We start from the raw sequence: 26,024 nt of genomic DNA, 5'->3' as shown, positions 1-26,024 counted from the left end.
ACCGAACAATCTTGGTTTCACTGGTCATGCGCCTCTCCAGGCACTTAAGTACCTGTCGGGCACAGCATTCACCACCGGGTACGGGCGAAAACCGTCGGCCGAGCGATGCGCCAGATACGTCTCCGCACCGCTCGTCGCCCCGCCCCCACCCCCCACCGCTGTGCTTCGTATCACCGTGCCGCCTATGTCCCGACTGCCCCGAGGGTTCTTCTGCCTATGGCCGCCAGTGCACACCGCTCGGTGTCGTGCTCACACCGCCCGGCGAGCCGCAGACAGCTGCCGTCTGGCACTAAACCCATCCCACCCATGCCCACCGCGGCTCCAGTTGGTGGTTCTCCGCGGTCCGCCGTGTGGGTGGTCGGCCCGGGCGGGCGTTGATGGAGAGGACCAATGCGGCCGGCGGGGTGAACCCGGCCGGCCGAGACGCAGAGCTTTATGCGGCAGTGCAGGACATTCAGGCGGGTTACTGGCTGCGGATGCAACAGGTACTGGCCCGGACGGACAACTGGCCGCAGTGGATATCCCGCACTCAGGTGCTGGGAGTCGTCGCGGCGCAGGCCAATGTCGTGGAGCTGTGGCTGAAAGAGGAACCTTCGAGCCTTGCCGCCCGGGTGATGTACGCCAGAGTCGCCACCGAACGCGTGCTGCAAGCCCACCGGAAGCAGTGGACGCGTGACTATCGGAAGGCGGGGGACCTGGAGAAACTGGTGACCAGGGCCCGGGAGGCGTGCCGCCGGGCGAGCGAGGGAAATCCCGACGACTCGGTGCCCTGGATATGCCGCCTGGCCCTCGCCGAAATAGACGTGGCAGGACGCTACCCGGAGCATCACGTGGCTCCGCCACCTCACGAGTATCTGCTGCCCGGCGGGCCATGGGGGCTGCTCGCGGAAGTGCACCGACGGGATCCGTTCAACCGTGAGGCGTGGCACCGCATGTCCCAGGCGCTTCAGGCCCGCCCAGGTCCGGCGGGCCGTCAAGCCGTCGCGACGGATTTCGCCCGCTGGACGGTCTCCTTCGCACCTGCCGACTCGCCGCTGCTTCTGCTGCCTCTCTATGCCCGCGTGCAGGAGTACCGGGAACGACGCGGCAACGGTGCCGCGGTCATGCTGAACCTCCTGTGGACCAGGGAGGACACCACCCGGGCCGTCACGCAGGCATTCGAGGGCTGGTTCCGGAAGCGCGACCCGGCCACCAGTTCCCAGCTGGACCTGAACCACCTCGCGTACGCCTTGGCGAGGGGCGGCTTCGCTCAATGGGCCACCGAAGTGTTCGACGCCATTGGCGACTTCGCCACTCCCGCCCCGTGGCATGACGACGTCCGGTACCCGGAGGACCAGTGGCGAAAGGCGTTCGAGGAGGACCGTGAGGCCTGCCTGAGATCGCGCTTGCGGCATCCGGGAGACCACCCATGACCGCCGCCGACCTGACCCCACCATGTCCGGCCGGCGGCCCGGCAGCCACCCGCCTGCTCCCCCCATCGCAGCCTTCCTGTGCGGAGAACCAATGACTTCCGTAAGAACACCGCGCCAACAACCGAACCCGGTAGACGATGACGAGGAGGACGCGCGCATCCTCCAGTCGCTGGGCTACACCCAGCAACTGCACCGCCGAATGGGGGCTTTCGGCAATTTCTCGGCATCTCTGTCCGTCATCTCGATCATGTCGGGGACCTTGCTGCTGTTCGGCTACGGCCTGAACTCGGGCGGCCCCGCGGTGATCACGTGGGGCTGGCTCGCCGTCGGACCACTGGTGCTGTGTCTGGCCGCTTCCCTGGCGGAGATCACCTCCCGCTACCCCACCAGCGGTGGCCTGTACTACATGGCCCGGCAGCTCGGCGGCGAGCGGTGGAGCTGGTACACCGGCTGGCTCAACCTCCTGGGCCTGCTCGGCGGGATCGCCGCCCAGGACTACGGAATCGCGACGTTCACCGCCGCGTGGATGAACCTGCAATTCGATTACACGCCGACCCCGGGCTCCCTGCTGGCCGTGTACGCGGTCATCCTCGCCCTGCACGCGGTCCTGAACCTCTTCGGCACTCGGCTGATGAACATCCTGACGTCCCTGAGCGCGTGGTGGCATCTCGCGGGGGCCGTCGTCATCATCGGCTCCCTGGCGCTCGTACCCTCCCACCACCAGTCGGCCGGCTTCGTCTTCTCCGAGTTCACCAACAACACCGGCTGGAGCGCCCCGGTATACGTGATCCTGCTCGGCATGCTGCTGCCGGTCTTCGCGCTCGCCGGCTACGACACCTCGGCCCACCTGAGCGAGGAGACCAACCACGCCTCCGTCGCCGCGGCCCGCGGGGTCTTCCGCTCGGTGGCGGTGTCCTGGATCGCCGGTGGCATCCTCCTGACCACGCTGCTGTTCGCCGTCCAGGACTACACCGCGACCCTGGAAAGCCAGACCGGCGTACCCGTGGCGCAGATCCTTCTGGACGCGCTGGGCATGGCGGCGGCCAAGGCCCTGCTGCTGGTGATCATCGTGGCCCAGTTCCTGTGCGGCTACACCGTGACCGCCAGCGCAAGCCGGATGATCTACGCCTTCGCCCGGGACGGCGCCCTGCCCGGATCGGCACGCTGGAAGAAGATCAGCCGCCGCACCGCCATCCCCGCCAACGCGGTCTGGCTCGCGGTCGCCGTGGCCTTCGTACTCGCACTGCCTTCCTTGTACTCCAACACGGCGTTCTCGGCGGTGACCGCCATCTCGGTCGTGGGGTTCACCTCGGCCTACGCCATCCCGGTACTGCTCCGACTGATCCACCGAGACCGGTTCTCGCCGGGGCCCTGGCACCTGGGCCGCTGGAGCCGGCCGATCGGCTGGGTCGCGGTGGTGTGGGCGGCCGCGGTCACGGTGCTGTTCCTGCTGCCGCAGAGCAGCCCGGTCACCGCCTCCACCTTCAACTACACCCCCGTCGCCGTAGTGGTGGCCTTCCTCATCGCGGCCCTGTGGCGGCGCTTCGGACGCGACTCCTACCACGTGCCCCGATCCAGCTCGCCCACCGAGGACAAGCAGTTCGAGGGCATCATCTGATGACGAGGACACCAAAACCCGCGACGACAACCTCACCAATCACAGTAACCACTGCAACTACTGCAATCTCAGCGAAGCAACAGCAACAGCAACAGCAACTTATGGGAGTACGGTGACTGGCCTCACGGAAGCCATCGAATCGGTGCAGCAGCTCGCCGTTGCCTGGCGAGGACTGGTGCTCGACCGCGATGCGGAGGCGGATGTACGCGACCTCCCCGGCATCGCCGTCCGCTGGGCGGACTGCCGATTCTCGTTCTACAACTGCATCACTTTGACCGACTCCGGAGCGGACGCCGATCTCCTCGCGCGGCGTCTGGGCCAGGCGGCGGACATCATGCGTGCGAAGAAGCACCCGGGCTTCCTGTGGCTCTTCGAGGACCTCCTCGCCGACGAGGCCCGCCCCACGCTGGCCGCGGCGGCCGAGCAAGCCGGTCTGCAGTACGCCTTCCCCGGCACGGGCATGGCGGGCGACCTGCTGCCTGTCCCCGACCCGGTCCACCCCGACCTGACGTTCGTGCGCGTCAGCACCGACGAGCACCTGCGGGCCTACGCGGACCTCCAATCACGTGCCTACGGTTTCCCGTTGGAGGAAGGCCGTGACGGTCTGGTCGGATCCGCGCTCTGGAAGAGCGAGGTGTACGCGTACCTGGCCATGCGGGGCGATGTTCCGGTGGCGTGCGCCGCGACGGTCGAAGCGCAAGGGCGTCTCTTCGTCGCCTTCGTCGCCACGGACCCCGAGTGGCAGCGCCGGGGCTATGGCGAGGCAGTCACGCGCAAGGCCCTGCACGAGGGCGGCCGGGCCACCGGGCTGACCCGCGCCACTTTGCACGCGACCGTCGCCGGGGCCCCCGTATACCCGCGCATCGGTTTCGCGCCGAACTCACCCATCCACTTCTACAACTTGCAGGGGTGAGCCGACCGGGGCCGGCCTCACAACCATGGGTCCGGCCCCGGGCCGCCAGGTTGGCGTGGTGGCCCGGGCCGGTCGGCGGAAGCTGTCAAGCATTCCGCCACAGTGGCGGCGAACCCCAACGCCGCCGATGAACCGACTCTCGCGCCGCACGGCAGAGCCCGAAGCCGGCGGGGCCGGGACGGGGCCGAGTTCCGCCGCAGCCGTGTCGTCGAGCTCGGCGACGGCCACGATGTGCTCCCTGGGGCCAACAACCAAGGTGCCTAAGTTCCTTGGACCGACGACGTGGCTCACCACCCACGCAGCGGTTTCGTACAGAACGCCTCCGGGCAGTTCCCGGCGCCCGGTCAGAAGGTCGCACCCGAGACACCCCGTCACATCCACGCACCCCAGCCTGTACAGACGCCAGGTCGCGCATACGTCGGATCTGCGGCGGATGAGCCGCTCGGCTCCAGCGCTGGAGCCGGTACCGTTCGATGATGACCTCCCCACGTCATCGGTTCCGGGACCCGCGCTGCACGAGGTACGACTTCCTGGATCCTGTCCTCGTGTGCTGCCCCGGCTGTGCGAAGGCCGCGCATGTGGGGACAGCGCCGGATGCGGCCGGAACTGACGCCAAGGGCCTCTTCGCACCCAGGCGTCTCATCTGCCCGCACTGCGGGACGGCGAAGGAATGGAGCGGCAGACTTGTCGCCTTGCACCGGGACTGGTACGCGCCGGCCACAGACCCGTACTTCAACGTCCCTCTGTGGCTGCAGACCGAGACCCGGCACGGGCGTGTATGGGCGTACAACCTGCAACACCTCGACCTGATCAAACGCTTCGTACAGGCGCACCTGCGCGAAGGCATCCCCTGGCAGGACCACGGCCGGAGGATGACCGTGCTGGCCCGCCTGCCCGCATGGATGCAGCAGGCCAAGCACCGCGACGAAGTTTTGAAGGCCATCGCCCGGATTCATGCCCGCTCGTAAGATGCCTGGATGCCAAGCCGATACGGACGAGCTGGCGCGCCTGCGTTCAACCCTCGCGTCGCCGCCGGGACCTTAAATCCGAGCGCGGCGGCGCACCCAGAGAGCGCACGGATGTTCGCTCATGCCGCCCACGGGAGACGGCGCGCGATGCTGGTCAGACCGGACCCAGCGGCAGCCGGTCCTCCAGACCTGCGCGGATGATGGCGGTGCGGGCGACGGACGCGGCTCCGATGACGACCGAGATGCCGACCGCGTCCAGCGCCTGGCAGATGCCCAGCAGAGTGAATACGGCGGCGTTGTCGCAATAGGTGAGGTCGGACAGGTCCAGCATCAGGCGGCGCTGTCCCTCGGGGCGCGCCGCCACCTGCACGACCGCTTCGCGCAGCAGCACCGCGCTGTCGAAGTCCAGCTCGCCGGCCAGGCACACCAGAACCACCGACCGGCCCGCCGGTACGTGGCGGATCACCAGGCGGGGTCCTGCGTCCTGGTCCATGGGAGGCTGCATTCCTTTCAGCCCGCTGGCCGCGCGAAGTTCCGGGTCCGGGCGGTGCGTTCGGTACTCCGGCAGGTGGCGGCCGCCTGCCTCGACTGCACCCTCGGGTCGCGCGCGACGGCCGGCAGCGCCCACGCGTGGTTCGTCGGGAAGGTCCATGCCCCCGCCTCGCTGCCCATGGTCCTCAGCGTCCTTCCACCCGTCTGTGCCGCGCGGACGACACCCGTGGGGCATTGCCGGAAACGGCTTTCGCCTATCCTCTCGCATTCCGACTGGCTGGGAAGGTGGAGCCGCGAGTTCCGGTGGGAAGAGCACGGTCGCGGCTGCGGGCTGTGGCGGAAGCCGTGCTGCTGGAGCACACGGTAACCGCGGAAAGGCCGCCCGGCCTGCACCTCCGCCTCCGCCTCCGTATCCGTCACCGCTCACCGAGCGTTACTGATCAGAAGTTCGAGCCCAGCTACTTCTAGCGCAGCTGCCCGGAGGCGAAGCGTTACGCCTCGGCCTGCTCCGGCGTGTCGTCAGCGGCTGGTGCCACACCCCCGGATGCACAGTGACTCGCTGATGCCTGCGATCGTGGGCAGCGTGGATGAACTCGTGGAACGTGTTGACGCCCAGGACCGTGTGCTGGGAGTGGTCAGTCGGCGGGACGCCGTTCGGGAGGGTTGGCTGCATCGGGTCGGCGTGGTGGTGTGCCGCGATGAGCGAGGCCGTTTTCTCGTTCATCGGCGTGCCGAGCAGCTGTCCCGGTTCCCAGGGCATTACGAACTCGGGGTCGGGGGTGCCGCGGGAGTCGGTGAGTCCTATGAGCAGGCGGCTGCCCGCGAGCTCCGCGAGGAGTTGGGGGTCCGGGCGACAGCGTGCCTCCGGTTCAAGTTCCTCAACCGGGGCGGGCTCAGCCCTTACTGGCTCGCGGTCTGTGACGCCGTGCTGCCGGAGGCCGTCCTCCCTGATCCCGATCCGGAAGAGGTGGCCTGGCACGGGTGGCTGACCGAGTCCGAGTTGCGGCGGGCTCTGGGGCGGTGGACCTTCACTCCCGATAGCGAGGCGGTTTTCGATCGATATCTCGCTTGTCGTGCTGCCCCGGCGTCTGTGCGGGAACGGTGCTCATGAGTGGAGTGCCCCAACCCACCGCCGGAGCGTTGCGTGCTCGAAAGCTGAGCACGGGCTAACGCAGGGCCGCGGATACGAGCCCTTCGAGGGCCTCGCGCGGCACTTCCCCTCCGCATACGAGTTGGTCGAAGACCAGGCCGTCGACGCACGTCAGCAGTGTCCGGGCGCGGTTCTCGACGTCCGTCGCGCCGTGCCCCGCGAGGAACAGGCGCACGGCCTCGCGGCCGGCGTTCTCACGGGGGACGAGAATTTCCCGTAGTTCTTGGTCGCGCACGCTTTCGAGGGTGCAGGCGTAGCGGGCCAGCGAGCGGCGGCGGCCCTCGCCGGTGAGACGTTGCCGGGTGAGCAGCGCCAGGCCGTTCACCAGTTCCTCGGCAGTGCGCAGAGGGAGGAGTTGCTCAGCCGTCGTGTGCAGTTCTGCCTGGTCGAGTTCGACGAGGCGTGTGACGAGTCCGGTGAGCAGTGCGGCTCGGGTGCGGAAGTACGCCGATGTGGTGCCGGGCGGCAGGTCCGCCCGGCGGTCCACCGCCCGGTGGGTCAGGCCGCGCATCCCGTCGTCGGCGAGTACGTCGAGAGCCGCGTCTGCGAGGAGGGTGCGCCGGTCGGTAGCCATGTCTCCTTTCTACACCTGTAGAGCTTCAGATAGTGTCACCCTTCTACAGGTGTAGAAGGAAGTGGGGACTCGTCATGGGCAACACCGCTGTGGTCGTCGGAGGGGGCATCGGCGGGTTGGCCGCCGCGATCGGGCTGCGCCGCATCGGGTGGGAAGTGACGGTCGTCGAGCGCGCGTCCGTGCTCGACGACGTGGGTGCGGGCATCTCACTGGCCGCCAATGGTCTGCGCGCGCTCGACGAACTCGGCGTGGGCAAGGCGGTGCGAGAGGCGTCGCGAGGCCAGTACAGCGGCGGCACCCGCACGCCGGAGGGCGGCTGGCTGGCCCGGATGGACGGCGCGGCGCTGGAGAAGGCGGTCGGCACACCCATCATGGGCATCCCTCGCGCCACCTTGCACCGGCTGCTGCGTGAGGCCCTGCCGGCCGAGGCGCTGCTGATCGGGGCCGAGGCCGGACCGGTGCGGCAGATCCGGCCCGGGACGGTCCGAGTCGATTGCGGTGGCGGGAGGGTCCAGGACGCCGACCTGGTGGTCGCGGCCGACGGCATGGGCAGCAAGGTCCGCGGACGTCTCTTCCCGTCCCATCCCGGCCCCGCCTACAGCGGCTCGACAGTGCTGCGCGCCATCACCGAGCACCCTGTCGAACTGGACACCGACTTCGAGTTGACGTGGGGGCGCGGCGCCGAGTTCGGGCACATCGCCTTCCCCGACGGGCGCGCCGAGTGGCACGCGGTCCTCACCCTTGCGGCAGGGACACGGTTCGCCGACCCCCTGGCCGAACTGCGCCGACGCTTCCGCGCATGGCATGACCCGATCCCCGCCCTGCTCGACGCGACCCACACCGACGCCGTGCTGCACCACGACGTCAACGAACTGCGCGTTCCGCTCCCCACCTACACGGTCGGCCGGGTCGCGTTGCTCGGCGACGCGGCCCATGCGATGACTCCGAACCTGGGCCAGGGCGCTTGCCAGGCGCTGGAGGACGCGGTCACCCTGGCCGCCGCGCTCGCCGCGGAGCCCACTACGGATGCCGCGCTGGCGCGGTACGACGCCGAGCGTCGGCCACGCAGTCAAGCCGTCGCACAGGCCGCCCGGCAGGCCGGACGGATGGGCCATCAGCTGTCCCGTCCCCTGCCAGTCGCCCTGCGCAACACGGCCATGCGACTGACATCCTCCCGCGCCGCCCTGCGCATGATCCTGCGCCACCACAACTGGGCGCCACCCCGGCTCAGTTGACAGCCTCGGCGTCGGCGGCGAAGCGGCCACAGCCCAGCTCCCTCACTACTTGCCGGCATCCTCTGCGAGGGTGTGAGCGACGAGGGCGTTGGCGTGACCGTGGCCCAAACCGTGCTCGGACTTGAGCCAGTTGACCAGTTCCATGTGCTTACTGAGCGGACTGGTGCGGATCAGTTCCTTCCAGTCGGCGATGGGGCGGCCGTACTTCTTCTCGATGGAGGGGAAGTAGCCGGCAGGGCCCTTTGTCGCGGTGGCCATGGGTTCCTCGTTCCTTGTTGTTGTCAGTAAGCCGGTGCTGTCACTCATACGACCGGCGGAGACCGGCGAAATCATCGCATCACGTCACGTGATCCAGGTCACGGGCGGGCGGGTGCAGCTCGCGCGTGTGGGCGGGCGGAGACTTCGGCGCTACTCAGTGATACCGTGTAGCAGTACTCGGTACTACGCAGTACCGTTGAGGCCGAGGCCGAGGAGGACTCGCTTTGGACGACCTGACGGAGATGCTGAAGGGCACCCTCGAAGGATGCGTGCTCGAAATCATCGGCAGCGAGGAAACCTACGGGTACGCCATCACCCGCCGGCTGAACGAGCTCGGCTTCGCCGACGTCGTCGAAGGGACGGTTTACACCATCCTGCTGCGGCTGGAGAGGAACAAGCTCGTCCGGGTGACGAAACGACCTTCCGGGGTCGGTCCGCCGCGCAAGTTCTACGCACTCAACGACGCCGGCCGCGAGGAACTCGCGAAGTTCTGGAAGAAGTGGCAGTACGTGTCCACACGTATCAACAAGCTCAGGGAGGGCGGGAGATGAAGTTCTGGGAGACCGTCACAGGCAGCGATCTCACCAGGGACTGGAAGGCGTTCGAGGCCCGGGCCGCGGCCCTGCCGGACGACCACCGGGCCGCGTGGGAGCAGATCAAGGCCCACCTCTTTCCGCACGGTGACTTCAGCGGCCGCAACCTGATGCCGATTCTCGACGCCGCCCTCGGGCTGCTCGAAGAGGCAGCGGCGGACGGACAGAGCGTCCATGAGGTGCTCGGTGACGACATCCGAGGCTTCTGCACGGCGCTGGCCGGTGGCCAAGGAGCCCGCACGTATCGCGACCGTTGGCGCGAACAGTTGAACAGGAACGTCGCGCGGAAACTGAACCGGCTGGGAGGCTGACGTGAGCATCCAGGACATCATCGAGGGCAAGAAGCAGTGGCGGGCCCACGTGGCCCGGGTCAAGGCGCTCCCGCCGGACTACCGCATCGTCTACAAGGAGATGCAGAAGTACCTGTTCAAGGTCGGACCGGTCGACCTCCCCGACGGCCCCCTGCTGCCCGGCATCGTCGACTTCTTCGAGGAGGGCGCCGCCTCCGGGAAGGGGGTACTACAACTCATCGGCACCGATGTGGCCGCGTTCTGCGACGACCTGATCAAGGACTCGCGTACGTATGCGGACATCTATCAGGAGTCCATCACCAAGGCCTCCGGCACGACCGGCACCAGCGGGAAGTAACCAGCACGCACGGAGGTCCGCGAGGTCCGACGCCGATGCTGGACCGGGGCTCACAGGTGTGTTCCGGTGGGCAGAAAGTGTGTTTCGGCCTGGACGCGTGCCCGCAGGGCGGAGCCGAAGGTGCAGGTCGGCGCGAGGTGGTCGAGCAGCGCGAGGGCCTCTTCGCGCAGCGCTGCGAGCTGTGCGTGGTAGCGGCGCAATACGTCCGGGGCGTTCATCAAAGTACGCAGTCGCCTTCTGCTGGCTTCCGACGAGGGAGCTTCCCGCAGCAGAGCCAGGACTTGTCGCCGGCTCCGCTCGGGCAGGGAGTGGAGCAGGTCGACAAGCCGGTACGTGGGTGTCTGGTTGCGCAGGTCTTCCCCGGGGCCGTCGCGCAGATCGTCCTCGTCGTTGCGCAATTGCGCCAGCACGCCCAGGAGTTGACCGAAGCGGTGCCAGCGGGCGAGGTGCTCGTTGGCTCCGGCGGTCAGAGGTGCGGCGCCGATGGCGAGGCGGGCGGCCATGGAGCAGGCCATGGCGTAGATGGACCCGCTCTTGTCACGGTAGACGGCGAGAACGTCCCGAGGAGTGATCTCTTCGGGTCGGTTGAGGAGATCTCCCAACTGGCCGTTGGTGGCGGTTGTCCAGCCTTCGAGGTAGATCCTGGTCAGGTCACCACGAATGTGTTCGGGCGCGTCCACAGCGGCCAAGGCGCGCAGGGGCAGGGCGTATCCGCACTCCAGGGCGGCGGTCAGGGCTGCGCCGCGGGAGAGCCCGTACAGGCGGGGTCCGGCGTCGCCGTCGACGAAGTCGTCGAAGGTGTTGGCGGCACGCCACCACAGGGCGTGGGTGGCGGCGACCGGGACGGCCGGGGCCAGGTCGCCGGTCATGGCCGCGTGCACCAGGAACGGCAGGGAGGTTTCCTGGTGCTCCGCCCTGCCGTGGGTGATGAGTCGGCCGAGGGAGGCCTTCAGGTGTGACTGCTGGGGAGGGTAGGCGTTCAGGAGGTCGGCGAGGTATTCGCGTACGTACGGGAAGGTGCGGGCCAGGGCTGCTTCCGCGGGGGCGGGCGAGGCGGCGGGCGATACCGGTGGAGGCGGCACAGGTGTCTCCATGGGGGGTGGTGGAGGAGCCTCAGGGCTCCTGACAGCAGTTGGCTGCTGCATTCGTGGGCGTGACCCCGATACTTCGGGTCGGTGCGAAGCTGCCCTCTGAGCCCACGGACACGCCCTCATTCACCCGCATGCTCCACATTCGGGCACCCGGTCCGCCGTCCGCCGGTTCGTCAGCGGCCGCAACCGCGACCGGCCGTCACCGTGACACGGCGACCACCCAGTTCCGGTCCGGGCCCTCGCCCACATCCGCCGCGGAGGCGCCGAGTCGGAGCGATCTGATCACCTCGTCCTCGGTGCTGCCGTCGATCGGGCTGACGTCGAGGAGCAGCCTGCACGGGCCTCAGCCCAGACCCTCCAGCGCCTCCGCGATGCGGGTGAGCCAGCGGTCGACGGGGCCCGTAGTGAGTACTCCGCTGCCCGCGCCGGCCAGCTGACCGGCGGCGGGCAGCAGGCGCGACCGGGCCCTCGCGAGTGCGGTCCGGTCGCCCGAGCGCAGGGCCGCCTCCGCCTCCACGCAGCACAGCGCCTCGTACAGCAGGTCCGGTGGCGGTTCGGGAAGGGCGCGCAGTGCCGCGCGGGCCTGAGCGCGGTGGCCGCTCTCCGCGAGGGCGAGCGCCTCGGCCCAGGGGCGGTGGGGTCCCCAGTCGGCGGTCAGGTCGACGTGGGGCGGCAGCGCGTGTGCCAGGCGCAGGGATACGAGGGCCAGCGGGAGGAGCCCGGTGCGCATGCCCGGCATGCCCGCGCCGTCGAGGCTCGCGGCCGCGGTGCGGACGGCGGACTCGGCTCCGGGCACGTCGCCCGAGGCGGCGAGGCGCAAGGCGTCGTACCACTGGGTGAAGATGCCCACCAGTGGCAGTTCGTGACGTTGTGAAAGTCCGGTCGCGGCCGCGGCGTGCGTGTCGGCGGACGGGAAGTCGCCGAGTGCGGCGTGTGCCTGCATGCGGATGAGGTGTCCGAGCACCTCGAAGGTGAACAGGCCGTGGCGAGCGGACAGTTCGACGAGCTCGGCACCGATCGCGTCGCGCCGCGGGGCGAGGCCGGCGCGGGTGAAGGACTGCATGAAGGTGCCGTTGAGGGCGAAGGCGAGGAGCGCCGGGTCGTCGAGCCGGCGTGCGAGCCGCTCCGCCTCGCGCGCGGCGTCGGGTCCGTGCGGTGTCCTGGCGCCGCGCGTCTCCACCGCGACGGTGGCGAGCAGGCGGCACCGCGTCGCCTCCGGCGCGTCCTCCGGCAGCCGCGCGAGGGTGCGTTCGGCGGCCTCGACGATTTGCCGGGCGAGCTCCGGGTCGTCGCCGCGCGTCCAGATCGCCGGTACGTCGAAGGCGCCGATCACGCGCGCCGTCAGCTCCGGGTCGCCGTACTCCTCGGCCGCTTCGACCGCCGCCATGCGGTGCTTCCTGGCGGCCTCCAGGCCTCCGGCGCCGGTCACGGCGAGGCTTCGGATGAGGCCGACCGTCGACTCCAGACGGGCGCGGGCTCCGGCTTCGACGGTGCGGTCGTACGATGCGGCCGCCTCGCTCCAGAGCCGGGATGCCGTCGCCGAGAAACCGGGCATATCGGATGGTACGGGCCTATCCAATGAACCGGATGAGTCAGCGAGGTCCAGGCCTCTGTCCTGAGTGAGGATGTCCGCCTCCAGGCGGCGCAGGCCCGGGCTCGGATCGAGTCCCAGCTCCTCCGCCAGCGTGGCGCGTGCCCTCCGCAGTGTCGCGAGGGCGTCGCCCTGGCGGCCCGTGCGGTAGAGCGCGAGGGCCAGCAGCTGCCAGGCGTCCTCGCGCCACGGGTGGCGGGCCACGTGTGCGTCGAGGTCAGGCACGGCCTCGGCGGCCCGGCCGAGGCCGAGCGCCGCCTCGGCACGTCGCTCGACGGCCAGTGCGCGCAGCTCGGCGAGGCGCGAGCGTTCCGTGCGCGCCCACTCCTCCTCGGTGAACTCCGCGTAGGCCGGGCCCCGCCACAGCGCCAACGCCTCGTCGAGGCGGCGCAGCGCGTCCTGCGGCGGCAGCTGTCGGGCCTCCGCCACGGCCGCCTCGAAGCGCCAGGCGTCCACGGTGTCCGGCTCGGCCCGCAGCGCGTAGCCGGGGCCCTCGGTCACGAGCAGCCGGGCGGGGGCTCTGCGCGGGCGGTCGGGTTCCAGGGCCTTGCGCAGGGCGCCGACGAACGTCCGTACCGTTCCCAGGGCACGTTCCGGCGGGTCCTCCCACAGGTCGTCGATGAGGCGTGTCACGGGCACGACATGGCGGCGGGCGACGATCAGGCGGGCCAGGACGGCTCGCTGGCGCGGCCCGCGCAGGGCGAGCGGCCCGGCCGCGTCCCAGGCGCCCACAGGGCCGAGCACTCCGAACACGACCCGCGCCGCCCCCGGCCCGCTTCCGGCCCCCGTCTCCGTCTCCGCCCCCGTCATGCCCGACACGTGCGGACCACCGCGCTCTCTCCGTACAGATCTTTTGCCAGGCATGTGCCGGCACGTGCTGATCACTTGCTGATTCAGCGGCGGCAAGCTGAAGACGTCCGCCGCCCGGCGGGCCCGAACCATCCTCACGGCGGCACACCGCCCGCCGCCCCATTTTCCCCTCCCGGAGAGCACACCATGACACCGACCATCCCCGGCTTCGATCATCATCACGTCACCGTCGCGGACGGCGTACGCCTCCATGTCGCCGTCGGCGGCTCCGGCAGTCCCCTCGTGCTGCTGCACGGGTTCCCGCAGACGCACCTCATGTGGCGGCACGTCGCGGCCGACCTCGCGGGGAGGCACACCGTGATCTGTCCGGACCTGCGGGGGTACGGCGCCAGCGACAAGCCGGCCGACCTCGACGGGTCCACGTACGCCAAGCGGACGATGGCGGCCGACGTCGTCGCGCTCGCCCGTGCCCTCGGCCACGACCGGTTCGCCCTGGCCGGGCACGACCGCGGCGCCCTGGTCGCCGTGCGCACCGCGCTCGACCACCCGGAAGCGGTCACGCACCTCATGTCCCTCGACGTGCTGCCGACCCTCGACATGTGGGACGTGATGCACGGCACGACCGCCGCCGTGGGCTTCCACCTGTATTTGATGGCGCAGCCGCCCGGTCTGCCCGAGCAGTTGATCGGGGCCGCCCCGGACGCGTTCTTCGGCCACTTCCTCGACCTCTGGACACGCGACGCGGCGGCGATCCCCGCCGACGTACGCGCCGCCTACCTCAAGGCGTCCCGTGAAGCCGTGCCGTCCATCGTCGCCGACTACCGCGCGTCCGCCCACATCGACATGGAGCACGACCGGGCGGACCGGGACGCGGGCAACCGTCTCACCATGCCGGTGTCCGTGCTCCAGCAGGACTGGGGGTCGGCGCTCGGCTTCGACGCGGCCGCCCTGTGGCGCGCCTGGGCGCCCGACCTCGACCACCGGACGGTGTCCTGCGGCCACTTCATGGCGGAGGAGGATCCGGCGCTGGTCAGCGGCGCCCTGCGTGATCTGCTCACCCGGTGAGTGCTACTCAGGCTTCCGGGGGCGTCGGGTCGGCTCGGGCAGCATCCCGGCCAGTCCTTATCGAGGTGCCGTCAGGAACGGGCTCGTGCACGGCACTCCTGCTCGTAGCAGACCCACAGTTCATACATGTGCGAGCCGGCCACGTCGATCGTTCGACACTGGTAGGCCGTCCAGTCGTTGGGCACACCTTTGGATCCCCGCAAGACGCAATCGCGGTAGCGGAGGAAAGTGCTCTTGTAATTCCATTGCGACCGAAGACCCGGGGCGTCGGCTGTCTGCCTCGTGGTATCGGCCGCCGCAGCGACCTGTGTGGTGGTCACCGCCGCGCCGACGAGGGAGAGGGAAAGGAGGGCCACTGCGAGAGTGCGACGGAGCATCGGGACCTCAAGAGTTCTGGGCTTGCACGGCAGCGATAGGAGCGAGTACGTAGCGTAGCCGTTCAGGCGCAGCCAGTTATGAATGCCCGCCTGTGCAGCCCGCCACATGCGTTTCTGCGCGGGTGTCAGGCGCCTGTCCGCTGCGGGGGGGGAGCCAAGGCACCGCGCCCCCTCCGCGAACTTGCACACCCCTCGGAGATACGCATGTTGGTACGCGCCCTTTCCCTAGGTGAGGTGGCACGTGCTCTCCACTGCACGGTGAATGAGCCCATCGACTGGGTCGATCCCGACCAGTACCGCGCCGGCCTCAAGGCGCGCCAGTACCGACCGGAGTGGACCTGGGTCGCCGAGGACGGCGGCGAGGTCCTCGCCCGCGGGGTGTGGTGGGGTGAGGGCGACGGCGCCCATCCGCTGGCCCTCGACTGCCTGTACGTACACGGGTCGGCCGAGGACCGTGCGGCGCTCGGCGCGCGCCTCATCGCCGCGGCGCACGAGCGGTTCCGCGCGGACGGCATGACCGAGGTGCCCGAGTTCCATCTGTTCTCGCGCAAGGACACCACCGCACGGGACGCAACCACCGCACTGGCGTGGCGCGTCGAGGCCGCGGCACGGGCCGGCCTCACCGACATCCTGCGCAGGCTTCGCTACGAATGGACGCCCGATGTGGCACTGCCCGTCCGAACCGGCAAGCTGACCTTCCGGCCCGAAACGGACGACGAGGTGTTGCTCGGCCTCTTCCGTCGGCTCGCCGTCGGGAGCCTCGACACCACGACCCGGCGCACCCTCGCCCGGTACGGCGCGGATGCGACGGCGCGGGCCGAGCTGGCGGGCTACCGGGCGATGCCGGGCGACCGTGCCTGGTGGCGGCTCGCCCACACCCGGGACGGCGAGCTCGCGGGCCTCGTCGTCCCGAGCCGCAACGACGCGAACTTCGTCGTCGGCTACCTCGGCGTGGTGCCCGAGCTGCGCGGCCGAGGCCTCGTGGACGACCTGCTCGCGGAGACGACGCACATCCTGGCCGAGGCCGGGGCCCAGCGGATCGTGGCCGACACGGATGTGACGAACCGGCCGATGGCCGCCGCCTTCGACCGCGCCGGTTACCGCAACTTCGCCTCGCGCACGGTGCTCGCCGCACCCCCTCGGCACTGAACGCCCCCCGCCGCACGGCTCCTGCATGTCCTCCGCGACGTCGGGGTCATCGCTCACGAGGTGCATCGGCGACCCTGCACCGCTTCGAAGAGGTGCCCCCGTTGGCCGCGTCCGGCCGCATCACGATCTCCGACGAGCTTGTCGCACCGCTGCGGGAGGAGCACCCGGTTCCGCGCCGACACCGCGGACGAGCCGGCGAAGGTGGTCCTCCGGGCCACGCTGCCTGACCGTCCGGCCGTCGGCCGTGGAGGCGCCGGCCACGTACCGCCCGGGGCTGATCCAGCTGCCACCGCACGACACCGGTAATTTCGCCGATGTCCGCACGCCGGTCCCAGGGCCACCGTGAGACCCCCGACGAACACGGCGGTCTCACCGGGAGCCGGGGCGCACCTCGCCGCTCCCGCAGGGCTCCGCCACGAACGAGAGGACCCCTCCGTGCAGCTGCACGTCTTCTCCCGCCCTGTCGCACGTGCCTGTCTGGCCGCGGCGCTCGCCACCGCCGGTCTCCTCGGCACCGGCCTCGCGCCCGGCGCCCAGGCCGCCGCCGAGAACCCGTACGAACGCGGCCCCGCACCGACCGTCTCCAGCATCGAGGCCACCCGCGGCCCCTACGCCGTCTCGCAGACCGATGTCTCCTCGCTCGCGGTGACCGGCTTCGGCGGCGGCACCGTCTACTACCCGACGTCCACCGCCGACGGCACGTTCGGCGCGGTCGTCATCTCGCCGGGCTTCACCGCCTACCAGTCGAGCATCGCCTGGCTCGGACCGCGGCTCGCCTCTCAGGGCTTCGTGGTGTTCACGATCGACACCCTCACCACCCTCGACCAGCCCGACAGCCGCGGGCGCCAACTCCTCGCCGCCCTCGACTACCTGACGAAGTCCAGCTCGGTGCGCGGCCGGGTCGACGCCTCCCGCCTCGGCGTGATGGGCCACTCGATGGGCGGCGGCGGCAGCCTGGAGGCGGCCAAGAGTCGTACGTCGCTGAAGGCGGCGATTCCGCTGACCGGCTGGAACACCGACAAGACGTGGCCCGAGCTGCGCACCCCGACGCTGGTCGTCGGCGCGGACGGCGACAGCGTGGCACCGGTCTCCAGCCACTCCGAACCGTTCTACGAGTCGTTGCCGGGGTCACTCGACAAGGCGTACCTGGAGCTCAACAACGCCACCCACTTCACGCCGAACTCGTCCAACACGACGATCGCGAAGTACAGCATCTCCTGGCTGAAGCGGTTCATCGACAACGACACCCGCTACGAGCAGTTCCTCTGCCCGCTGCCGCGGCCGAGCCTCACGATCGAGGAGTATCGGGGCAACTGCCCGCACGGCGGGTGAAGCTGACTGCCCGTCGCGTGCATAGAGCCGTCCGTCGCCCCGAGAACCGGTGCGGCGGGCGGCTCGTGCGTCTCCCCGACAACGCGATCCTCCGCGATTGTGCTCGTGCACACCCGGACGCGGGTGTCGCTGGGGGCCGGCCCAGCGCGGCGGACGCGGGGCTTCCGGCGGGTGTTACGCGGAAGTAACGTGCGGGCGTGACTCTCTCCCCGCTCATGACCCCCGAGCTCCACGGCCGCGGCGCGGCGATCGCTGCCGTGCAGTCGCTGGTGGAAGGCGTACGGGACGGTCGAGGCGGCGTGCTCATCCTGAGTGCGCCGCCCGGGCTCGGCCGGACGGCACTGGTGGAGTACGCACGGGCGATCTGCGGCCCGATGCCGGCGGTGCAGGCGACCGAACCGGCGGCCGCATCGGCGGCATCCGGCGCGTGGCAGGGGCTGGTGCCGGTGGCGGACGGGCCGGAGAGGCCGCGGCTGGTCTGCGTCGATGACGTGCACAGGTGGGGTCCTGCATCCCGGGCGGCCCTCTGTACTGAGCTGCGCCGCCCGACCACCGCGGCACCCGTGGCCGTACTACTCACTCGCACTGAACTCCCCGCTGTGGCATGCGAGTTCGCCGGGATGCCGACCCTGCGTCTGCGGCCGCTCGACGACAGCGCGGCCGCCGCTCTGCTCGACCGGCTCGCCCAGGGCCCCACCGATCCCGTCGCCGGCGCGTGGCTGATCCGCGAGGCCGTGGGCAACCCACGGCTGCTCACCGCACTCGCCGCGGCCCTCACCCCCGACCAGCTGGCCGGGCGCACCCCGCTGCCCGATCCGCTGCCCGGCGGGGAGGACCTCCTCGCCGACTACGCCGCCGCGGTCCGCGTCGACGAGCTGCCGGGCAGCGCCCGCGCCCTGCTGCTGCTCGCTGCGGCGGCCGGTGAGCACGAGCCCGACGGGGCGGGCGCGGACCTCTCCCTGGTGCTGCGGGCCGGCGGTACCGTTGCCGGGCTCGCCGCCGCCGAAGCCGCCGGAGCCGTGGTCGGAACGGGCGGCCGGATCCACTTCACCCACCCGCTGTTACGCCGGGCCGTCCTGCGCCGGGCGCCCCTCGCGCGCCGAAGAGCCGCCCACGTCCGCCTCGCCGAGTTCTGCCGCGACCGCTTCTCCCACCTGGTCCAACTCGCCTGCGCGGCCGAGGACCACGACGCGCGGCTCGCCGGCTCCCTCACCGCGGAGGCGACCGCCGTCCGGCCGCACGCCCAGCGGTCCGCCGCCCTTGCCCGCGCCGCGGCACTCACCGCCGACGCCGAGTCCCGCACCGACCGGCTCGCCGACGCCGCGGAAGCGGCCCGGCTGGCGGGGGATCCCGTACGGGCCCGTGCCCTGCTGGCCCGCGCCGGCGCCGTCCCCGCACACGGTGGCGTCCACCGCGTGCACGGGCTGCTCGCCCTCGCCGACGGCCCTGCCGACGACGCCAGGGAGTCCCTGCTCACCGCCGCCGTACTGCTCCCGCCCGAGCAGGCCAGGCACGCGCTGATCGGCGCGGCCGACGCGGCCTGGGCGATGGGCGATGCCGCCGCCTACCGGGAGGCCATGACGCGTCTGCCGTCCTGCGCCGACGATCCGGCCCTGGAGGCGTACCGCGAAGGGATGTGCGCGGTCCTCTCGGGCCGCATGGCAGAGGGTCACGCCGCGCTGCGCCGCTGCCTGGACGGGCTGCCCGGCCCCGGCGAACCGGCCGGACTGCTGCGCGCCGCTGTCGCCGCCCTGGTGGTCGGCGAGGTCGAGACCGCCTGCGAGGCCGGGGCCAGGGCCCTCGCGGCCGTACGGGCCTACGGCCCCGAAGTCCTTCTGCCTCGCGCTTTGGAACGGCTGGCCTACGGAGAACTCCGCGCGGGCCGCCACACCCGCGCCCGCGCACACGCCCTCGAAGGCCTCAGAGCGGCGCAGCGCCTCATGCAGCCCAATGCCGCGGTCTCCCTGCACGCCGTCCTCGCGCTCGCCGCGTCCGTGGAGGGTGACGCCGAGGCGTGCGCCGAGCACGCGGCCGCCGCCGTGGCGGGCGCGGGACCGCACGGACTCGCCCAGGCCGCCACCCTCGCCGCCTGGGCCGTCGCCCGCTCGGATCTCGCCGCGGGACGCCCGGCCGACGCGGCGGCACGGCTCGCACCACTGGTCGCCCCCGGGCCGCGCCGCGGCCACTTCGCCGTCAGGACGCTCGCCGTCCCCTGCTTCGTGGAAGCGGCCGTCCAGGCCGGCCGGACGGCGGAGGCCCGGCAGGCCACGGAAGAGTTCGCGCGCTGGACCGAGGCCACGGCAGACCCGCTCGCGCCCGCTCAACTCGCCCGCTGCCAAGCACTCTTGGCGCCACCTCACCAGGCGGCCGCCGCGTACGAGCGCGCGCTCGCGCATCACGATCGCATACCGGGCGAGTTCGAACGCGGCCTCACGCAGCTGCTGTACGGCCAGTGGCTGCGCCGCAGGCGGCGTACCCGCGAGGCGCGCGGTCCGCTCCGTGACGCGCTGGTCGCCTTCGAGCGGTGCGGGGCACGGGCCTGGGCCGACCGCAGCCGCGGTGAACTGCGCGCGGCGGGCGAGGCGGTGGCGTCCGGAGCAGGGGTGAGGATGGGGGTGGGGGTCGCTGTGGCGATGACGGGAGAGCCGGGGCCGGCGGGGCCGCTGGACGCGCTGACTCCGCAGCAGCAGCGCATCGCGCGGCATGTGGCGGAGGGCGCCACCAACCGGGAGGTCGCGGTACGCCTCTCGGTGAGCCCCCGCACCGTCGACCACCACCTGCGCAATGTGTTCGCCGCGCTGGGTGTACGTTCCCGTGTCGAGCTGTCGCGGCTGCTCGCGGAGAGCGGGGCGGCGCCGACCTCGTAGCCCGTAACTGGATAGGTCTACGGTTGCGGCTGCAACTACTGCACGGAGTGTGCGGATACTCGCGCCGGGCGGGAACGTCGGAGTCGGGCGCGGCCGGTTGCCCGGTACCAGGAAGCGGCCACTACGGCGGCGAGCGCCGCTTCGGTCAAGTCGCCGCCGTAGTACATGACTTGCGCACCGGTATGCAGATCGGCCGCGGCGAATGAGGTGCCGGGCGGCGCCGTCGCATACAGGGTCTTGGCCAGTACGGCATGCGCGGCGCCGGCGGCCAGCAGGGTCGCCCCTCGCGCGGCGAGGCTCCAACGGTGGCGGACGGGGTCGAGTTGGCAGACGGCGAAGGCGAACAGCAGCCCGGCCGCGAGGACATGCGCGTGCACGACGGCGTGCAGCCACGGTTCGTGCCGCATGGCAGCGAACAGCTCCGTGCGGTACAGGAGCCACAGCCCTCCGATGTCGAGCAGGGCCGCAAGCGGCGGGCAGAGCAGCCAGGCGACGGGACGGGAGCGGGCCAGGGTCAGCAGCCCCCTGCGGGCCTTGCCGGGTGCCAGCGTGCGCAGGGTGAGGGTGAGGGGGCGGGCCAGGACGAGCAGTACGGGGGCGGCCATGCCGACGATCAGGTGCTGGACCATGTGGGCGGTGAACGGTCCGCCGGGCAGCGGGCCCACCGCCGCCCAGGCCGCACCGCACCCGCCGACGGAGAACGAGACGTCCCGCCACCACGGCCAGCCGTCCCCGCGCCGCCGCAACCGGCCCGCGGCCAGCAGGTACACCACGGCCGCCGACAGTGCGGCCGCCACCGTCACCAGTTCGGCGGGGCCGGGGCCGGGGTGGGGTCCCGTGGCCGGGCCCGGGTGGGCGTGCGCGAGGATCACGACGCCGCGTCCGCCCTGCCGGTGCCACCACCGCTCCCCCGGGCGCGGGTGCCGCGGGTCGCGCGGAGCGCGAGGACCACTCCGATCAGCAGCAGTACGAGACCCGCCAGGTTCCACGCCCAGTCGTACGGGGTGACGTCCACGCCGTAGCGGACCTGGTGCAGGCGCAGCAACTTGTGGTCCACGATCCCGTCGTACAACTGGAAGATCCCGAGGCCGAGGAAGAACCCGGCACGGGCGTGGGCCGGGGCCAGGGCGCGGCGGCGGCGCAGATCGGCGTACAGGAAGAAGCCGGCGACCAGACCCAGCAGCTCACCGGTGTGCAGCAGCCCGTCCGACATCAGGCCCATGCCCGTGGTCGAGCGGTCGTAGAAGTGGTGCCAGTGCAGGATCTGGTGGAAGACGATCTCGTCCACCGCGGCCATCGCCGCCACGCCGAGCACTGCGCACACCACCATCGACCTGCGCGTCTCGGGCCTCGTCCCGGGGGCGGCCGGGTGCGGTTGGGCCGATGCGTTCATGGCTCTGCCTTTCTGCTCTGCCGGGGTCGTTCTCGCTGCCCTGTTCGCCTCTGCCCTGCTCGGCTCGGCCTGGCTCCGGGATCTGGCTGCTGCTGACCGGTACGCCTACCCCTGCCGTGTCTCCCCCGCCCGTGGGTCCCGGCATCCGGGTGAGGCGCCCAGCGACCGGGTGGAGTCCGCCTCGATCCGGTGGGTCAGGGCGTCGGCATCGGGTACCCGGAACGGCATGATCAAGCGTGCGTTGTGGCAAGGACTCGTCGCGGGAACCGTCGGGGGTGTCGTGATGACGCTCGGCGAGAAGGCCGAGCAGGCCATCACGGGGCGGGCCGACTCGCACGTGCCCGCGCGGACCCTGCAACGTCTGACGGGTCTGCCGGAACGCCCCGGCCGACAACCCCTCCGGGTGAACTGGGCCATGCACTTCGGCCAGGCCGCCCTCCTCGGTGTGCTGCGGTCGGTCATGGCCCAGTCCGGGCTGCGCGGACCGGCGGCTTCGGCTCAGTTCGCCGTCGTACGTCTCACGAACGACCAGATCCTGGAGAACGCCACCGGCGTCGGCGCCCCGCCACCCACCTGGCCCCGCAAGGAACTCGTCGTCGACCTCCTCCACAAGGCCGTCTACGCCTTCGCCACCGGCGCCGTCGCAGACGCCCTGGCCGCCCGAGAGGGCCCCGGCCCCGGCCAACGCCACGCCTCCCTCCGTCCGGGCCGCCACGCCGACGTGGGCCCCCTCCCCCGCGACGAGGCGTACGGCCGCTGACACAGGCCATCTCCTGCGCGTGCTGCACCAGGGAGCGGTGGCCGGTATCGACCCGTGCCGTGGTGTTCACCGTTCCGTCGTGTGGCGGGTGGCCGGGGGTCATGTCTGTGCCAGGACCATCGGGCGTGATCGAGAGCCCCGTTCCGCAGCCGCAGGAGCCGATGCCGCGCGGTGTCGCCGTCTGGCATTCGACGGCTGCCCGCCAATGGCTGAAAGCCCGGCCCGCCGCGTGGTCCCATCCCCTGCCCGCCGTCCTGGCCCTGGTCTGCGCGCTCGTCGCGGCGACGGGGTTCCCGCGCATGGACGCCTACCTCTGCGGTCGGCTCGATTCGTGTGAACCCCCATGGTGGGTCACCGCGCACCTCGCTCTCGTCGGTGTGGTCGTCTTCCGTTGGCTGTGGCGTCTGCCGTATCTGGCGGCCTCCGCGCTCCCGCTGATCGTCCTCGGTGTCGTCGTGCAGCCGCAGATACCCGGGGCGGCCCGCATCGCCGTCGCTCTGGCGGCCGGGTACGCGTTCGCGGGCTGTCTGCACCGCTGTCGGGTCGCCCGCAGACAGCGCACCCTTGCCCTCGACGCGGCCGGTCCCGTGCGGCTGTCGTTGCCGAAGAGCGTCGACACCACCGGTCGCGGCGGATCGGACCTCGGCTGCGGTGCCCCGGTCCTCGGGTTCGGCGTGTTCGCTCTCGCGCTGTCGGCCCTGGGAAGCGGTTGGCTGATGAGTGCGGAGGACTGGCGGTTCCCCGCGGTCTTCGCTCTGGTGGTGGGGTTGAACTGGGGCGGGGCGGGACTGGTCGGGTGGCACGGGATCGCGAGCTTGCGCAGGTCGCCGGTGCCCGCGCTGCGGGTGCTCCTGCGGGCCGGTGGCGGTTCCGACGACCGGCGTACGGAGGTCTTCGCGGCGGACGACACCGCGGGCGGAACGCCGGTCTTCTCCTGCCGTACCACTCTTCCCAGGGACGGTGCGTTGCACGAGGCGGTGCTGTACGGACCTCCGCACGCCGGTGGTGAGCTGGTCCTGCTGGCGGGCGGGAGATTCGGGCACACCATGAAACCGGTACGGCCCCAGTACCGCGCCGAGCCGGCGGCCGAGACCTGGCAGACCGGTGCGGCACCGATCCGATGGCGGGCCGGGCCCGGGGTGCGTGCGATCCTGCTGGGATACCTGGCGGTACTCACCTTCGTAGCCGTCGGCCTGCACTTCTACGAGGCCGACTCCCAGTACGTCCACGCCCTCGTACTGCTCGTCGCGGTGTCGGCGATGCACGTTGTCACCCTGCTCAACTGGCAGGTCGTGGCCGACTGTCACGGTCTCCGGGTCAGTGGCACTTTCACGGTCCACCATGTGCCGTGGGAGAAGTTCCGCGGCATCAGCGCGGAAGAACGCGGATTCCGCATCCGCTACGCCACCGACCGTGACGTCGACGTCTACGGTGTGCTGCCCGCGCGTTGGTTGGCCGAACTGCTGCCCCGGCGCCCGCGGGCGCGTGCCGCGGTGGACGGAATCCGCGCGATGGCAGCCGACCCCGCGCTCCGTCCGACCGAGGCCGCCCCCGCGCGCGGACCGTACGCACGGGCGGCCGGACCGGCAAGCGTCGCCTACTGCTTGGCGCTGATGCTCACCCTGCTGCTCTCCCCCTGACCTCACGGGCCCCGCAGTGACGTCCGACGGCCGGTGACGGTCGGCCGGTGGCGGTTATCGCGGCTGCTGTTCCGCGATGACCGCCCAGTCGTCCGCCCCTCGCCCATCGGCGATGGCCTCGTCGAAAACAGCACGCAGCAGTTGACCGATCGGAAGCGGAACGCCTTGGCCGGCCGCTGCGTCGAGGGCGAGGTGGAGGTCCTTGCGGCCCAGGACCGTGGTGAAGCCGGCCGGCTGGTAGCGCCGTTCGGCGATCGCCGACCCATAGCCGGAGTAGACGGCTCCGGGAAAGAGCGTCGAGGTCAGCAGCTCGACCAGCTGCCCGGAGTCGACACCGGCGCCTTCCGCGACACTGACGGCCTCGCCCAGCGACTGGATCGCGCAGGCGATCAGGTAGTTCCCGAGGATCTTCACGATGTTGGCCTGCTCGGGACGGTCGCCGAGCCGCCAGGTCCGCGAGCCGATCACGTCGAAGAACGGCTGCACGCGGTCGAGCAGCGCAGGCTCACCGGCCGCGAGGACGTTGAGCGCTCCGGCCTCGGCGACCGGCACACGGCCGAAGACCGGTGCCGCGACATAGCCGACACCGTGCTCGGCGTGCGCTGCGGCCGCCCGGCGAGCCAGGTCGGTACTCACCGTGGCGAGGTTGACGTGCACCGTCCCGTCCGGGGTCCGGGCGAGGACACCGGAGTCGATGAACGTCCCGGCGACGGCCCGGTCGTCGGACAGGACCGAGAAGACCACCGGCGCTTGCATGGCTTCTTCGACCGAGGCGGCACGGCGGGCACCCGCCGCGACGAGTTCGTCCGCGGGCCCGTCGGAGCGGTTCCACACCACGACGTCGTGGCCGGCCTTCACCAGGTTGCGCGCGATGGGCTTCCCCATGGCCCCCAGACCGATGACCGCGATACCGCTCACGCCAAGCACCCCTTCGATTGAACCGTCTGAAGCAGATCAAGCATGCCACCGGGTACGTGGGAGTGGGTGGCCGTCTCACGCTTCACCCCTCATGGGGCCCTTCGGCCCAAAAGTGGGTCGCCCGTTCGAAGGCGAGGAGTGTTTCTCCAGGTAGAGGCCCCGGCCGTCGGGGACGCTTGCGGTGCCGCTGCCCTCGCGGGGGCGCCCCAGTCACCCGGAGGTGGCCGTTCGTGATCCTGATCATTGTCGTCGCAGTCCTGGCATTGCTGGCGGGCCTGGCCGCCAACCGCTATCTGCGTCCCCGGCTGGTGACCGAGGACGACGACGCCGGCATGTGTGTCAAGGACCTGGTCGGCCCGCTGCTGACCCTGACGGTGCTGCTGCTCGCCTTCGTCCTGGTCACCGCCAACGGCTCTTACGGAAAGGCCGAGGTCGCCGCACGCGGTGAAGCCCGAGCCGTCGACCAGCTCGTGGAGTCCGCCGAGTACGCGCCCGAAGCACAGCGGGCCAAGATCCAGGCGGACGCCGTCTGTTACGCCCGCGCCGTACGTGAGCGGGAGTGGCCCGCCATGGCCGACGGGAAGGGCTCGCCGGCCCCCAGCGTCTGGTCCACCGACCTGCGCCGCGTCTTCCGCGAGGTCGAGGGCAAACCGGTCTTCGGCATGCTGGTCGGCGCCGACACCAAGCGCTCCGACGAGCGTGAGGAGCGCCTGACCCAGGCCACCGCGAGCATCCCCAGCGCGATTCTGTGGTTCCTGCTCGCGACCCTCGTGATCACCGTGATGGCCCTGGGCACGTGCATTCCCCGCCGCGACAACCGCGGTCAGATCATCACCCTCACGGTCATCACCGCGCTCCTGACCGCCACCTTGTGCATCATCCGGGACGTCGACCGCCCCTTCGGCGGCATCATCGACGTCGAACCCAACGCCATCGCGGAAGTGCAACGCCAGGCCACCCGCGACTTCCTCGCCCACCACACCCCCGCCGACCTGCCGTGCGACAACCAGGGCGACCGCCGCGACACCTGAACCCCGACTGGGACGAGCGCCCGCGATCCAGACGGGAGGCTGACTTACGGGCACTTGAGCGCCGACGGCGGGGGCATCCGAGGAAGGGTAAGAGCATCACGCACGTGGCTGACGTGGTGCTTGAGCCGTTTCTGGGAGG

General features: G+C 71.1%; 24 protein-coding genes and 1 pseudogene. 16 read left to right on the top strand and 9 right to left on the bottom strand.

Annotated elements, in window-relative coordinates; translation table 11 throughout:
- The first annotated feature begins 377 nt into the window (after nt 1-377).
- From ACZ4Z4_RS36760 to ACZ4Z4_RS36745, 4 genes are all read left to right on the top strand, one after another.
- Nucleotides 378-1,412, top strand: coding sequence for a hypothetical protein (locus tag ACZ4Z4_RS36760; RefSeq protein ID WP_468337672.1), 1,035 nt, complete (start codon nt 378-380; stop codon nt 1,410-1,412).
- A gap of 91 nt (nt 1,413-1,503) precedes the next feature.
- Nucleotides 1,504-3,030 (top strand): amino acid permease, encoded by a 1,527-nt coding sequence (locus ACZ4Z4_RS36755; protein ID WP_468337669.1) that lies wholly within the window; start codon nt 1,504-1,506, stop codon nt 3,028-3,030.
- Nucleotides 3,031-3,142: 112 nt separating this feature from the next.
- On the top strand, nt 3,143-3,943 hold the full coding sequence (locus ACZ4Z4_RS36750; RefSeq protein ID WP_468337666.1) for a GNAT family N-acetyltransferase: 801 nt from the start codon (nt 3,143-3,145) through the stop codon (nt 3,941-3,943).
- Nucleotides 3,944-4,635: 692 nt separating this feature from the next.
- The gene (locus ACZ4Z4_RS36745) at nt 4,636-4,911 is read left to right on the top strand and encodes a hypothetical protein (protein ID WP_468337663.1); all 276 of its coding nucleotides are present in this window, start codon (nt 4,636-4,638) and stop codon (nt 4,909-4,911) included.
- Nucleotides 4,912-5,065: 154 nt separating this feature from the next.
- Here the strand turns inward: ACZ4Z4_RS36745 and ACZ4Z4_RS36740 are convergent, their stop codons facing one another.
- Nucleotides 5,066-5,404, bottom strand: a complete 339-nt coding sequence (locus ACZ4Z4_RS36740; protein ID WP_468337661.1) for an STAS domain-containing protein — start codon at nt 5,402-5,404, stop codon at nt 5,066-5,068.
- A 543-nt stretch (nt 5,405-5,947) separates the two neighbouring features.
- On the opposite strand from ACZ4Z4_RS36740, the gene ACZ4Z4_RS36735 reads away from it, so the two are divergent.
- Entirely contained in the window at nt 5,948-6,514 is a 567-nt protein-coding gene (locus tag ACZ4Z4_RS36735; protein WP_468337659.1) for an NUDIX domain-containing protein, read from the top strand.
- 55 nt (nt 6,515-6,569) lie between these two features.
- Here ACZ4Z4_RS36735 and ACZ4Z4_RS36730 read toward each other — a convergent pair whose 3' ends face one another.
- Nucleotides 6,570-7,127, bottom strand: coding sequence for a TetR/AcrR family transcriptional regulator (locus ACZ4Z4_RS36730; RefSeq protein ID WP_468337656.1), 558 nt, complete (start codon nt 7,125-7,127; stop codon nt 6,570-6,572).
- A gap of 74 nt (nt 7,128-7,201) precedes the next feature.
- Between ACZ4Z4_RS36730 and ACZ4Z4_RS36725 the strand changes: the two genes are divergently transcribed.
- Nucleotides 7,202-8,362 (top strand): FAD-dependent monooxygenase, encoded by a 1,161-nt coding sequence (locus ACZ4Z4_RS36725; protein WP_468337653.1) that lies wholly within the window; start codon nt 7,202-7,204, stop codon nt 8,360-8,362.
- A 45-nt stretch (nt 8,363-8,407) separates the two neighbouring features.
- Here the strand turns inward: ACZ4Z4_RS36725 and ACZ4Z4_RS36720 are convergent, their stop codons facing one another.
- On the bottom strand, nt 8,408-8,620 hold the full coding sequence (locus tag ACZ4Z4_RS36720) for a DUF4287 domain-containing protein (protein ID WP_468337650.1): 213 nt from the start codon (nt 8,618-8,620) through the stop codon (nt 8,408-8,410).
- A gap of 224 nt (nt 8,621-8,844) precedes the next feature.
- Here ACZ4Z4_RS36720 and ACZ4Z4_RS36715 point away from each other — a divergent pair, with 224 nt between their 5' ends.
- The 3 genes from ACZ4Z4_RS36715 to ACZ4Z4_RS36705 are packed head-to-tail and all read left to right on the top strand — an operon-like array spanning nt 8,845 to nt 9,861.
- Complete coding sequence (locus ACZ4Z4_RS36715) at nt 8,845-9,171, top strand: PadR family transcriptional regulator (RefSeq protein ID WP_468337647.1); 327 nt, start codon at nt 8,845-8,847, stop codon at nt 9,169-9,171.
- Nucleotides 9,168-9,524 carry a DUF1048 domain-containing protein gene (locus ACZ4Z4_RS36710; protein WP_468337644.1) on the top strand — a complete coding sequence of 119 codons (357 nt, stop codon included), beginning with the start codon at nt 9,168-9,170 and terminating at the stop codon, nt 9,522-9,524. Before ACZ4Z4_RS36715 ends, ACZ4Z4_RS36710 begins: the two co-directional genes overlap by 4 nt.
- Nucleotide 9,525: 1 nt before the next feature.
- Nucleotides 9,526-9,861, top strand: a complete 336-nt coding sequence (locus ACZ4Z4_RS36705; protein ID WP_468337641.1) for a DUF1048 domain-containing protein — start codon at nt 9,526-9,528, stop codon at nt 9,859-9,861.
- Nucleotides 9,862-9,911: 50 nt separating this feature from the next.
- Here ACZ4Z4_RS36705 and ACZ4Z4_RS36700 read toward each other — a convergent pair whose 3' ends face one another.
- The 3 genes and pseudogenes from ACZ4Z4_RS36700 to ACZ4Z4_RS36690 all read right to left on the bottom strand — a co-directional run bounded on the left by ACZ4Z4_RS36700 (nt 9,912) and on the right by ACZ4Z4_RS36690 (nt 13,353).
- Nucleotides 9,912-10,943: a polyprenyl synthetase family protein gene (locus ACZ4Z4_RS36700; RefSeq protein WP_468337638.1), complete on the bottom strand. Its 1,032-nt coding sequence runs from the start codon at nt 10,941-10,943 to the stop codon at nt 9,912-9,914.
- Between the two features lie 208 nt (nt 10,944-11,151).
- Nucleotides 11,152-11,286 (bottom strand): annotated as a pseudogene (locus ACZ4Z4_RS36695) (VOC family protein); the annotation flags it as partial.
- 9 nt (nt 11,287-11,295) lie between these two features.
- Entirely contained in the window at nt 11,296-13,353 is a 2,058-nt protein-coding gene (locus ACZ4Z4_RS36690; RefSeq protein WP_468337738.1) for an AfsR/SARP family transcriptional regulator, read from the bottom strand.
- A gap of 186 nt (nt 13,354-13,539) precedes the next feature.
- On the opposite strand from ACZ4Z4_RS36690, the gene ACZ4Z4_RS36685 reads away from it, so the two are divergent.
- The 4 genes from ACZ4Z4_RS36685 (at nt 13,540) to ACZ4Z4_RS36670 (ending at nt 20,143) form a co-directional block, all read left to right on the top strand.
- Nucleotides 13,540-14,418, top strand: a complete 879-nt coding sequence (locus tag ACZ4Z4_RS36685) for an alpha/beta fold hydrolase (RefSeq protein WP_468337636.1) — start codon at nt 13,540-13,542, stop codon at nt 14,416-14,418.
- 611 nt (nt 14,419-15,029) lie between these two features.
- Nucleotides 15,030-15,944: a GNAT family N-acetyltransferase gene (locus tag ACZ4Z4_RS36680; RefSeq protein WP_468337633.1), complete on the top strand. Its 915-nt coding sequence runs from the start codon at nt 15,030-15,032 to the stop codon at nt 15,942-15,944.
- Between the two features lie 435 nt (nt 15,945-16,379).
- On the top strand, nt 16,380-17,276 hold the full coding sequence (bdeA, locus tag ACZ4Z4_RS36675; RefSeq protein WP_468337630.1) for a bis(hydroxyethyl) terephthalate hydrolase: 897 nt from the start codon (nt 16,380-16,382) through the stop codon (nt 17,274-17,276).
- A 215-nt stretch (nt 17,277-17,491) separates the two neighbouring features.
- Nucleotides 17,492-20,143 carry a helix-turn-helix transcriptional regulator gene (locus ACZ4Z4_RS36670; RefSeq protein WP_468337735.1) on the top strand — a complete coding sequence of 884 codons (2,652 nt, stop codon included), beginning with the start codon at nt 17,492-17,494 and terminating at the stop codon, nt 20,141-20,143.
- 35 nt (nt 20,144-20,178) lie between these two features.
- Here ACZ4Z4_RS36670 and ACZ4Z4_RS36665 read toward each other — a convergent pair whose 3' ends face one another.
- The gene (locus ACZ4Z4_RS36665; protein ID WP_468337627.1) at nt 20,179-21,015 is read right to left on the bottom strand and encodes a cytochrome c oxidase assembly protein; all 837 of its coding nucleotides are present in this window, start codon (nt 21,013-21,015) and stop codon (nt 20,179-20,181) included.
- A complete protein-coding gene (locus ACZ4Z4_RS36660; protein ID WP_468337624.1) occupies nt 21,012-21,536 on the bottom strand; it encodes a DUF2243 domain-containing protein in 525 nt (174 codons plus the stop codon). The genes ACZ4Z4_RS36665 and ACZ4Z4_RS36660 overlap by 4 nt, the downstream gene beginning before the upstream one ends.
- A 226-nt stretch (nt 21,537-21,762) precedes the next feature.
- On the opposite strand from ACZ4Z4_RS36660, the gene ACZ4Z4_RS36655 reads away from it, so the two are divergent.
- Together ACZ4Z4_RS36655 and ACZ4Z4_RS36650 are read left to right on the top strand one after the other, a co-directional pair.
- Entirely contained in the window at nt 21,763-22,296 is a 534-nt protein-coding gene (locus ACZ4Z4_RS36655) for a hypothetical protein (protein ID WP_468337621.1), read from the top strand.
- Nucleotides 22,297-22,421: 125 nt separating this feature from the next.
- Nucleotides 22,422-23,936 carry a hypothetical protein gene (locus ACZ4Z4_RS36650; protein WP_468337618.1) on the top strand — a complete coding sequence of 505 codons (1,515 nt, stop codon included), beginning with the start codon at nt 22,422-22,424 and terminating at the stop codon, nt 23,934-23,936.
- Nucleotides 23,937-23,990: 54 nt separating this feature from the next.
- Here ACZ4Z4_RS36650 and ACZ4Z4_RS36645 read toward each other — a convergent pair whose 3' ends face one another.
- Nucleotides 23,991-24,854 (bottom strand): NAD(P)-dependent oxidoreductase, encoded by an 864-nt coding sequence (locus ACZ4Z4_RS36645; protein ID WP_468337615.1) that lies wholly within the window; start codon nt 24,852-24,854, stop codon nt 23,991-23,993.
- 230 nt (nt 24,855-25,084) lie between these two features.
- Here ACZ4Z4_RS36645 and ACZ4Z4_RS36640 point away from each other — a divergent pair, with 230 nt between their 5' ends.
- Entirely contained in the window at nt 25,085-25,885 is an 801-nt protein-coding gene (locus ACZ4Z4_RS36640) for a bestrophin-like domain (RefSeq protein WP_468337612.1), read from the top strand.
- The last annotated feature ends 139 nt before the right edge of the window (nt 25,886-26,024 follow it).

Source organism: Streptomyces sp. NPDC030245 (assembly GCF_055572995.1).
This window is presented reverse-complemented; position numbering and strand designations above follow the sequence as displayed.